The organism is Phaeobacter sp., assembly GCF_022825805.1.
In the GTDB taxonomy this organism is placed as follows: domain Bacteria; phylum Pseudomonadota; class Alphaproteobacteria; order Rhodobacterales; family Rhodobacteraceae; genus Phaeobacter.
This window is the reverse complement of the sequence record NZ_JAJDWC010000113.1, coordinates 1-10,604: the sequence shown is the minus strand read 5'-3', so window position 1 is coordinate 10,604 and position 10,604 is coordinate 1. Positions and strand designations below refer to the sequence as shown.

The 10,604-nt window shown below is 56.8% G+C and carries 7 protein-coding genes and 1 tRNA gene; 6 read left to right on the top strand and 2 right to left on the bottom strand.

Annotation, left to right across the window (positions count from 1 at the left end):
• Positions 1-76: transfer RNA gene (locus Q0C28_RS12880), tRNA-Thr, on the top strand.
• 301 nt (positions 77-377) lie between these two features.
• On the opposite strand, the gene Q0C28_RS12875 is transcribed toward Q0C28_RS12880, so the two are convergent.
• Together Q0C28_RS12875 and Q0C28_RS12870 are read right to left on the bottom strand one after the other, a co-directional pair.
• Positions 378-2,225, bottom strand: coding sequence for a methyl-accepting chemotaxis protein (locus Q0C28_RS12875; RefSeq protein ID WP_293576422.1), 1,848 nt, complete (start codon positions 2,223-2,225; stop codon positions 378-380).
• 42 nt (positions 2,226-2,267) lie between these two features.
• Positions 2,268-2,474 carry a hypothetical protein gene (locus Q0C28_RS12870; RefSeq protein ID WP_293576421.1) on the bottom strand — a complete coding sequence of 69 codons (207 nt, stop codon included), beginning with the start codon at positions 2,472-2,474 and terminating at the stop codon, positions 2,268-2,270.
• Between the two features lie 667 nt (positions 2,475-3,141).
• On the opposite strand from Q0C28_RS12870, the gene Q0C28_RS12865 reads away from it, so the two are divergent.
• From Q0C28_RS12865 to Q0C28_RS12845, 5 genes are all read left to right on the top strand, one after another.
• Positions 3,142-3,675 (top strand): winged helix DNA-binding protein, encoded by a 534-nt coding sequence (locus Q0C28_RS12865; RefSeq protein WP_293576425.1) that lies wholly within the window; start codon positions 3,142-3,144, stop codon positions 3,673-3,675.
• Positions 3,676-3,844: 169 nt separating this feature from the next.
• Positions 3,845-4,741 carry a LysR family transcriptional regulator gene (locus Q0C28_RS12860; RefSeq protein WP_293576420.1) on the top strand — a complete coding sequence of 299 codons (897 nt, stop codon included), beginning with the start codon at positions 3,845-3,847 and terminating at the stop codon, positions 4,739-4,741.
• Positions 4,742-4,835: 94 nt separating this feature from the next.
• Positions 4,836-6,524, top strand: a complete 1,689-nt coding sequence (locus Q0C28_RS12855; protein WP_293576423.1) for an NAD(P)H-dependent oxidoreductase subunit E — start codon at positions 4,836-4,838, stop codon at positions 6,522-6,524.
• 3 nt (positions 6,525-6,527) lie between these two features.
• Positions 6,528-9,302 (top strand): formate dehydrogenase subunit alpha, encoded by a 2,775-nt coding sequence (fdhF, locus tag Q0C28_RS12850; RefSeq protein WP_293576419.1) that lies wholly within the window; start codon positions 6,528-6,530, stop codon positions 9,300-9,302.
• A gap of 224 nt (positions 9,303-9,526) precedes the next feature.
• Positions 9,527-10,258, top strand: a complete 732-nt coding sequence (locus Q0C28_RS12845; RefSeq protein ID WP_293576418.1) for an NAD(P)-binding domain-containing protein — start codon at positions 9,527-9,529, stop codon at positions 10,256-10,258.
• The last annotated feature ends 346 nt before the right edge of the window (positions 10,259-10,604 follow it).

Below are 10,604 nucleotides of genomic sequence, written 5' to 3'. Positions count from 1 at the left end.
GCCCCTATAGCTCAGCTGGTAGAGCAACTGATTTGTAATCAGTAGGTCCGCGGTTCGAGTCCGTGTGGGGGCACCATCAACACAGTATCGTTAGGCTTGTTTGCTTGGTATCAGTTCGTGATCCGCACCGAGCTTATTTACTGTGAGGCTTACTATTCGACATTGCTGACTGAACGCATCGCCGCTGCCGTTGAGCCCTGCGTTCGGTGCTGGAAACGCTATTGCTATTTGCGCTTTCGATCAAATCCGCCTGATATCAGGGCTATGCTGATCAGCGCTCATGCCGCTTATGGTCTGCCTTGGCCCTGATCGAGCAATTGTCGGTGCTCTCGGATACGAGGGCTGCTTCCCTGCCGTGGCAGAGAAGCAATCGATGTTTAGAAGTCTTCCCAACCGGCGGCGACCTTCAGTGGAGTATCAGCGAACCCGTCGTCTCCATGTGCGGATGGGGCCGGGGATTGCTCTTGCGACCAATCCATGGCTTGTGGCGCGGGCGCCGCAACGGGTTGCCGCAAGGCGGCACCTGAATTGCGCGTCTTGAAGACGGCGACCTGCTCGGCAAGTTGATTTGCATCGTTTCGCAGGATCTGGCTCGCAGCGGTTGATTCTTCGACCATAGCTGCGTTGTGTTGTGTCACTTGGTCCAACTGGGTGACGCCGGTGTTGATTTCGGCCAGTGTTGTGGACTGTTCCTGCGCGCCGGTTGCAATGCCGCTGACGTGGCCCGAAATGGTCGCGACGCGTTCGATGATCTGTTGCAGCTCGGTGCCTGCGCGACCAACCAGATCCACACCTTCGCCAACGTGGCTGGTGCTTTCGCTGATCAGCAACTTGATCTCTTGTGCGGCTTCAGACGAACGCTGGGCGAGGGCGCGGACTTCGCTTGCGACCACCGCAAAGCCACGGCCCGCTTCGCCGGCGCGTGCTGCCTCGACCCCTGCATTCAGGGCGAGCAGGTTCGTCTGGAACGAAATATCGTCAATCACAGAAATGATCTGTGAGATCTTGTTGGACGAGTCTTCGATCTTGGACATCGCATTGACTGCCTGTGTCACCACTTCGCCGCTGTTGACAGCGGTTTGTTTGGCTTCGGAGACAATGCCTTCGACCTCGCGGGCACCTTCTGCCGCAGAGCGCACGCTGACGGTCAGCTGCTCCATCGCTGCCGCGGTCTCTTCGAGCGTGGCTGCCTGGCTTTCGGTGCGCTGGGACAAATCGCCGGACGATTGGCTGATTTCTTCCGAGCTGGCCCGAATCCTGGCTGAGTTTTCTACCACGGCTTCGATAATGCCGACCATTTTGTCGACGGTATTGTTGAAGTTCAGGCGCAGGCTTTCGTAGTCATCGGTAAACGCGGTGTCGATGGTTTGGGTTAAATCGCCATCGGACAGTTGTTTCAGCCCGGAATTCAGCCTTTCAACCACTTGTTTTTGAACTTGTTGCGCCTGTTCGCGCTCAGCGGCGACCTCTTTGGCAGCGGCCAGTTGAGCTTTGAGCGCATCTGTCTGTCGGGCGATTTTTCCGATCTCATCACCGCGGTGTTGATGGCGGGTTTCTTGCGAGTAATCGCCTTGGGTCAAGGTATCAATCGCGGCGCCCACTTCGTTCAATGGTCGCGACAGCATGGTGCGCAATGCAAACATCGACAACAACAGCATCACCACAAAAGCGGTCGCTGCGAGGGCAAAGGCAATGAATTGGCTCGGCGCTACCTCGGCAAAGGCGACATCGGGTGACCAGACCATGCCAACAGCGCCCAGCACAACCGTACCGGCGCCACCCGCAGCGGCCGGGGCGGCGACCAGGTATCCATTGGGGCTGAATTGCAGCTCGCCGGTTTCCATGGCGGCGGCGGCCAACTGCGTCAGTTGTTCCAATTCGAGGTCTGCTGCTGTGCCGATGCTGGCGACCACTTTGCCTTTGGTGTTCATCGCAATGCCATGTACGGCGCGGCCGTTTGACATTTCGATGAGAGAGTTGAGATCGGTTTCAAGCCGCTTGGCATCGCCAAACCGGATGGCACCGCCGCTGCGCCCAGCGACGCTGACGGTCACCCCCTCGGCGAGGGTATGAACGCCACTATCGACCGCTTCTGATAGGATAGCCTGGTTTTTCCAAGTCAGCAGAACAGTCACGACAAGCGTCGAGGCAGCAATCAGCAAGCTGCATTTGGCGAAGACGGGGAGTTTGGACAACACCGCTTTCACAGGGTTTCGCAATTTCATTTCAGTACCTTTCAGCCCCGCCGGTATGTGTCGGCGGGTGGTTCAATCGTGTTGTTGGCACGTGCCAACTTCATTCATGGACGCAGAAACAAAACCCACGCTGCGCCAAACCAAAACCAAGTCACCAATACCAATCACCTCAGAGACCAGCTCGACCTTGTCGAACGGCCCCGCCGTCATGAACATCGCAGAGTTGGCATCTATCGGCCCAATCGCTTGTGCCCTTTGCACGGCCCCCATCAGGGTCAACAGAGCACGGCCTCTTTTTGCCAGTGCCACCCACGCGCTTGCCGGACCGCATGGGCTCGGCTGATTTGGCGTGTGTCAGGGCGCAGTTCAGCGCGGAATAAATGTCGGTACTTTCTGTAAAACGTCGTCTGCGTCATTCAAGGGAGCACCGTAGCCTTCAGGTTTTACGTGTTTGTTAACGGGCGCTGGTCTTGCCGCGGCAAAAGTGCCGTAAGGGAAGCTCGTCAAGGGTGCGGAAAAATTTCGTAAAATTGATATTTTTCTCTTCTAAGTCGATGAAATTCCGCTAATAATTTTGCATGTGACGTCGCCGCAGAACGCGTCGATAGCCTGATCTCACAGGCGCCTGTCACCAGAAGATAGAATTCTCTGCATCGTTTCTTGAAAAACCATGAGACAATTTATCTATTAAATCACACAACCGGACCACACCTATTCATTTAAATGAATTTAAAATTCCGCTGATTCTACAGAGCCTTGGCCTTAAACTGCCAGTTTTGCCGCTCGGTTTTCCTGCAAGGACGGGTTGAAACTCCGTTCTGGATAATTACTAAGAGTCGTAGTGCGGTGGGGAGTGGATACGCTGTCGCGGATCGGGGGGTCCGCATGCGGTAGCCCTGTAAAGGGCGCGTTTCCGACTAGACTAAGGAGAGAATTGTTGGACACAATGTCTGGATCTACAAAGCCGGAACAGTCTGGCGATACAGATCTTACCAACCGGCAAGACACTGGGGAAGATCTCGCAGATTTTGAGTTCGCCTTGATGCGAACGTTTGAAGGGTTCTCTCGGTGGCAAGCGGAGTGTTTTGGCCTGGTTTCGACCCTGTCTGCTTCAGGGCCTGAAATCACGTTGCTCAATGTCATTCGGATGAATGACCGCCCCAAGACGATCAAGGAACTGGCACGTGTCACAAATCGCGATGATGTGCCGAACATTCAGTATTCGCTGCGCAAGCTGGCGTCGGCCAATTTGATCCGCAAAATGGGATCTGGCCGCGGCGGTGTGACATACTCTGTAACCGATGCCGGGCTGAACGTGACGGCGCGGTTTGATAAAGAGCGACAACAATTGCTGCTGGAGGCTCTGTCACAGGTGCCTGGTCTCATGGATCGTGTGGCCGAAGCCGGGCGGGTCCTGGATGTCATCACTGGCGTTTATGATGGCGTGTCCAGATCTGCGACCGCGCGGCGCCAAGTCTGAGCCGTAGTGAAATCCAAAACCAAAAGAGCAGCCTGTTTTGGGCTGCTTTTTTGTTTGCTCCGGTGTATTTCGGTAGGAAATCGGCTGCATCGCTGGCGCAGTGGCACATCGATGCCACCCCCAGATCAAACATGCGGCCTATTCAGAAGCAGACCGGAGGCCGGGCAAAGTGATCGAACTGAAAGATCTGAAGCTGCTGAGTGCCCTGTCGCGCCACCGGCATTTCGCGAAAGCCGCTCAGGAAAGCGGTATGTCCCAGCCTGCATTTTCAATGCGCATCCGAAATCTCGAAGAGCGGCTGGGCGTCTCCATCGTGCGCCGGGGTAATCGTTTTCAGGGCCTGACCGAAGAAGGTCTGATGATCGTTCGACGTGGGCGGGAGATTCTGGACGACGCCAAAGCGCTCGAACAAGAGGTCGCGGCTGCGCGTGGCGAGGTGACGGGCACACTTGTGATTGGGGTGGTGCCAACAGCTACGGCATATGCCGCCCAGGTTGTTGATCGCTTCCATCTGCGGCACCAACGGGTTCTGGCCCGTATCGAAGTTCTGACATCGCTGACCATTCAGCAGCGGTTGTTTGATGGCACGATTGATGTTGGCGTGACCTATCATGACAGTCTTGGCCCGGATCAGGTGGTCATTCAGCCCCTTTATGAAGAGGCATATGTTCTGGCGGCCCCGACCGCCATGCTGTTCCAGCATTTCGGTGAGCCAAAGACGTCGGTTACCTGGGCGGAGGCGGCGCAATTGCCGCTAAGCTTGCTGGAGCCACAGATGCAGAACCGGCGCATTTTGGATCGGATTTTCTCTGATTTGGGTTTGCGCCCGGAGGTGCGATCCGACTCCAGCGGGTTTATGGCCGCCATGGTGATGGCGCGGGCTGGGTCTGTCGCGACCATTTTGCCGGAGGCACTGGTTGATGCCTTGGGGGAACTGGATGGCGTCACTGTGCTGCCGTTGATCGACCCGGATGTGCGAAAGCCGATTTCCATGGTGACCTTGGATCGTCAGCCCGCCCTTGTCACGGTGCGGGCGCTGCGCGATGTGGTGGCTGCCTTTTTGTGATAATCTCCACTTATCGTATCTTCGATTTTTTGGATTTGACGATAGCCAGACTCAATGAGATTGAGCGGTGTTGAAGTGCGAATTGGAGGTCACCGTGGCACCGTTGGACAATAGCAAAGGCGTCTGGAAATCCGGCAAAGGCAAGGGGCGCGTCACGCCCAAGGGCCGTCAGCTGGACGATCAGGCGCATAGCGAGGTTCTTGAACTTCTTGGTGATCGACCGCGCAACAGGGATCTGTTGATCGAGTTTCTGCATCTGATCCAGGATAAATTCGGCTGCCTGAGCGCCGCACATATCCGCGCGCTCGCAGAGGAGCTGCGCACGGGTCAGGCTGAGATCTATGAGGTTGCGACCTTCTATGCGCATTTCGATGTCGTACGTGAGGGGGAGGCGCCTCCTCCGGCGCTGACCATCCGGGTTTGTGATTCCCTCTCTTGTGAGTTGGCAGGCGCCGAACAGTTGAAAAAAGCGCTGGAAGATGGGCTGGACCCGTCCGAGGTGCGTGTGCTGCGTGCCCCCTGCATGGGCCGCTGTGACACCGCGCCTGTGCTGGAGATCGGCCACAATCATATCGACCACGCCACACCGGCCAAAGTGCAGGCCGCGATTGCCGCTGATGACACGCACGCCCATGTGCCTGACTATGAGACCTACAGCGACTATGTGGCTGATGGTGGTTATGCGACACTGCAAGAATTGCGCGCCAACGGCGATTGGGAAGAGGTTCAGGCCAAGGTCAAAGAGGCTGGTCTGCGCGGCTTGGGCGGTGCGGGTTTCCCATCCGGCACGAAATGGGGTTTTGTCCGCGCCAACGAAGGGCCACGTTACATCGCCGTCAACGGTGACGAGGGCGAGCCGGGGACCTTCAAGGATCGCTACTACCTTGAGCGCACGCCGCATGTCTTCCTGGAAGGTATGTTGATCGCGGCCTGGGCGGTCGAGGCCGAGAAAGCCTTCATCTATATGCGTGATGAATATCCCGCAGTGTTGGAGATCCTGCGCCGGGAGATCAAAGCCCTGGAAGACGCAGGTGTCGTTGCTCCGGATTATATCGATTTGCGCCGCGGCGCGGGCGCGTATATCTGCGGTGAAGAAAGCGCAATGATCGAGTCCATCGAGGGCAAACGCGGTGAGCCGCGCCATCGCCCGCCGTTTGTGGCTCAGGTCGGGATCTTTGGTCGCCCCACTTTGGTGCACAATATCGAAACGCTTTATTGGGTGTGCAAAATCAACCGTGAAGGCCCTGAGTGCCTGAACACAGTAGAGAAGAATGGCCGCAAGGGGCTGCGCAGTTATTCGGTGTCCGGACGTGTCAAGAACCCTGGTGTGCATCTTCTGCCAGCCGGTTCAACCATCACCGATATCATCGAAGCGGCTGGTGGCATGCTGGATGGTCACACCTTCAAGGCCTATCAGCCCGGTGGTCCATCGTCTGGTTTGTTGCCTGCCTCCATCAACGATGTCCCGCTTGACTTTGACACGCTGCAGCCGCTGGGCACCTTCATTGGATCCGCTGCTGTTGTTGTGCTGTCGGATCAGGACAAGGCCCGCGATGCTGCGCTGAACATGTTGCGGTTCTTCGAGGATGAAAGCTGCGGTCAATGCACGCCGTGCCGGGTTGGCTGCGAAAAGGCTGTAAAGCTGATGCAGGCTCCCAAATGGGATCAATCCCTGCTGGAAGAGCTGTCCCAGACCATGGTCGACGCCTCGATCTGCGGGTTGGGCCAGGCGGCGCCGAACCCCATCCGTCTCACTATGAAACATTTCCCCGAAGAGGTTTGAGCCATGAGCAATCTCGTTACATTCACCCTCGACGGTAAAGAAGTAACCGCTGAAAAGGGCCTGACCATCTGGGAAGTCGCCAACGGCCGCGGTCTGAAGATCCCACATCTGTGCCATAAGCCGCAGCCAGGGTATCGCCCCGATGGCAACTGCCGCGCCTGCATGGTGGAGATCGAAGGCGAGCGCACCCTGGCTGCGTCCTGCATTCGTGAACCTGCTGAAGGCATGGTTGTCACCACCAACAACGCGCGTGCCGAAAACGCCCGTAAGCTGGTGATGGAACTGTTGGTCGCTGACCAGCCAGAGCAGGAAGTGGCACACGATAAGTCCTCGCATCTTTGGGACATGGCGGACCTGAACGGGGTTTCAGAATCACGCTTTCCCAAGCTGGAAGAGGGGCGGATCCCGCTTCTTGATGATTCCCACGTCGCGATGAAGGTGAACCTTGACGCCTGCATCTCGTGCGGGCTGTGCGTGCGCGCCTGCCGCGAGGTTCAGGTGAATGACGTTATTGGGATGGCGGGCCGTGGCCATGATGCCTATCCGGTCTTTGACCTCGCCGATCCCATGGGCGACTCGTCCTGCGTTGCCTGCGGCGAATGCGTTCAGGCCTGCCCAACCGGTGCGCTGATGCCCGCCACTGTTATGGATGACCAGCAGGTCGGCGACAGCCGCGATTTTGATTCAGAAACCGAAAGCGTTTGCCCATTCTGCGGCGTCGGCTGCCGGGTCAGCCTGAAAGTCAAAGACGGCAAAGTGAAATACGTCGAAGGCATCAATGGCCCTGCCAACGAAGGTCGTCTCTGCGTCAAAGGCCGGTTTGGTTTCGACTACATTCATCACGATCACCGCCTGACCAAACCGTTGATCCGGCGCGATGATGCTCCGGCGAAGGGTTTGAACGTCGATCCAGGCAATTTGTCGACCCATTTCCGCGAAGCCAGCTGGGAAGAGGCGATGGAGCTCGCAGCCACAGGGCTGAAGAAGCTGCGCGATGAGAACCCCAAGTCGGTTGCTGGCTTTGGCTCTGCCAAATGCACCAACGAAGAGGCCTATCTCTTCCAGAAGTTCATCCGCCAGGGGTTCAAGCACAACAACGTCGACCATTGCACCCGTCTGTGCCACGCGTCCTCTGTTGCTGCGCTGATCGAAAATGTCGGCTCCGGTGCCGTGACGGCGACATTCAATGAGATCGAAAACGCTGACGTTGCAATTGTTATTGGCTGTAACCCGCTGGAAAACCATCCTGTGGCTGCAACCTATTTCAAACAGTTCACAAAACGCGGTGGCAAGCTGATCGTTATGGATCCGCGTGCCCAGGCGCTGAGCCGGTTTGCCAGCCATATGCTTCAGTTCCGCCCGGGCGCAGATGTGGCCCTGCTGAACTCGATCATGAATGTGATCGTCGAAGAAGAACTGTATGACAGCCAGTACATCCACCGTTGGACTGAAAACTGGGCCGCAGAGAAGGATCACCTGCGTCAGTTCTCTCCCGAGGCGATGGCGGAAATCTCCGGCATCGAGCCTGCTGTCATTCGTGACGTGGCGCGTACCTTCGCAAAAGGCAAGGCAGGCCTGATCTTCTGGGGGATGGGTGTGTCACAGCACATTCATGGCACCGACAACTCGCGCTGCCTGATCAGCCTTGCGCTTATGACCGGGAATGTGGGCAAGCCAGGCGCAGGTCTGCACCCGCTGCGTGGCCAGAACAACGTGCAGGGCGCATCCGATGCGGGCCTGATCCCGATGTTCCTGCCTGACTATCAGACTGTAACATCTGATGATGTGCGCAAGAGCTTTACTGATGTTTGGGGTGGTGGTGACTTCTCCAACGAAAAAGGTCTCACCGTCACGGAAATCGTGGACGAGGCTTATGCGGGCAACATCAAGGGGATGTATATCCAGGGCGAAAACCCAGCGATGTCCGATCCCGATGCCGATCACGCCCGTGAGGCTTTTGCCAAGCTGGAGTTGATGATCGTTCAGGATATCTTCCTGACCGAGACAGCGAACTACGCTGACATCATTCTGCCCGCCTCCGCGCTCTATGAGAAAAATGGTACGGTTTCGAACACCAACCGCCAGGTTCAGCGCGTCCGTCCAGCCGTCACACCTCCGGGTGAAGCGCGCGAAGACTGGAAAGTGACTGTCGAGCTGGCACAGCGCATCGGTCTGCCGTGGCAGTATGATGATGTCAGCGAAGTCTTTGCCGAGATGAAGCTGAACATGAAGTCGCTCGACAACATCACCTGGGAGCGTCTCGAAACCGAGAGCATCACTTATCCGTCGCTGCATGAAACCGACCCTGGTCAGGCGATTGTATTCGGGGATGGTTTCCCGCGGGCAGAAGGCAAGGCGAAGTTTACGCCTGCTGCTGTGATTGCTCCGGATGAGGCACCGGATGATGAATACCCGATGATCATGACCACGGGTCGCCAGCTGGAACACTGGCACACCGGGTCGATGACACGCCGGTCAAAGGTGCTGGATGCTGTGGAGCCTGAGGCGAACTGTTCGCTGCATCCGCGCACGCTCAAACTTATGGGTGTGGAACCCGGGGAAATGGTGCGCCTGTCAACGCGGCGGGGTTCCATCGAGATCATGGCCCGTGCTGATCGGGCTGTGTCCGAGGACATGGTGTTTGTGCCTTTCGCCTATGTGGAAGCTGCGGCCAACATCCTGACCAACTCGGCGCTTGATCCTTATGGCAAAATCCCGGAGTTCAAATTCGCCGCGGTCAGAGTCGAAAAGGTCTCGAGCCAGATGGCAGCTGAATAAGTCACGCATCAAACGGCTAAAGACAATCGCAGGCGTGCTCTCCGGAGTGCGCCTGTTTTGCTATGTGGGAGATGTCTGCCAGTGTGGGACAGGCCATTTCGCTGCTGGCGCTCCTGACAGCGCAGACTGCAAAGCTGCACTTCAGACAACTGTGCTGATACACCGTCGACCGACCCTGCTATACCGGGCGCAAAGATATGCCTGGCAAAAGGGGAGGGTATCACATGCGACTTGGGTTTCTTGGATGTGGCGCCATTGCGTCTGCAGTTGTGCGTGGATTGGCGGGGCAGGGGCATCACATTGTGCTCTCGCATCGCAGCGAGGCACAGTCACACCAGTTGAGTGAATTGTTCGATGATGTCACTCGATCCAATAATCAGTCCGTCGTAGATCAAAGTGACGTGCTGTTCCTGGGTTTGATGGCGGAAGCCGCGGTTGCGTGCCTGCCGGAGCTGACATTTCGGCCCGAACAGAAAGTAGTGTCTTTCATGGCGGGGGCCTCTCTGGAACAGGTGGCGGATATGGTTGCGCCTGCCGTGGCCTCGGCGGTTATGATGCCTTTTCCCGGTATTGCCGTAGGGGGATCCCCGATCATGGCGATGGGCGATACAGGCCTGGTGTCTGATATCTTTGCGCCAAAGAATACAGTGTTTGCCCTAAATGGCCCGGAGGAGCTGGAAACGTATCTGGCAGCGCAGGCTGTGTTGTCGCCCGTGGTGCAATTGCTCGAGGATACGGCGTCTTGGGCTAGTGAGCAGGGATGTCCGAAGGATCCGCTAGAGCTGTTCTTGCGCTGTCTTGTGGCCAACAGTCTGCAATCGTCTTCATGCGCCACATTGCTTGACACGCTCAATACGCCGGGTGGCTTCAACCAACGTTTGCGGCAACATCTGGAGGCCAAAGGGCTGAAGTCCGATCTGCGTGACGGTCTGAACAGCCTGTTGCCACAGCGATAGAGACGCCCGCGGTTTTTTTGATTTTTGAGTGACTCGTTTTGTTTGGTTGTGGGTAATGTGTTGTTGGTTGTGGATAAGGTTGTTTTGTTTGGCTGTTTTGGTTTGTTTGGTGTGTGTTTGGCGAGTTTGTTGTGTGTTAAGCTGTTGTTTTTGTGTAGTTTTTGATTTTTCTTGAAGGGTTGAGTGATTTTCCTACATTTTTGGGTTGCGGCTTTGTTTGTATCGCCTTAGAACCCCCTTCACCGGCGGCGCTGAGGCGCTACGGGGCGCGGCGGAGACGCTGCGGGGACGGGTCGGAGAGACGGCTGGACGCACTGGAGAGACGGTGAGACGCTCAGGAGAGACT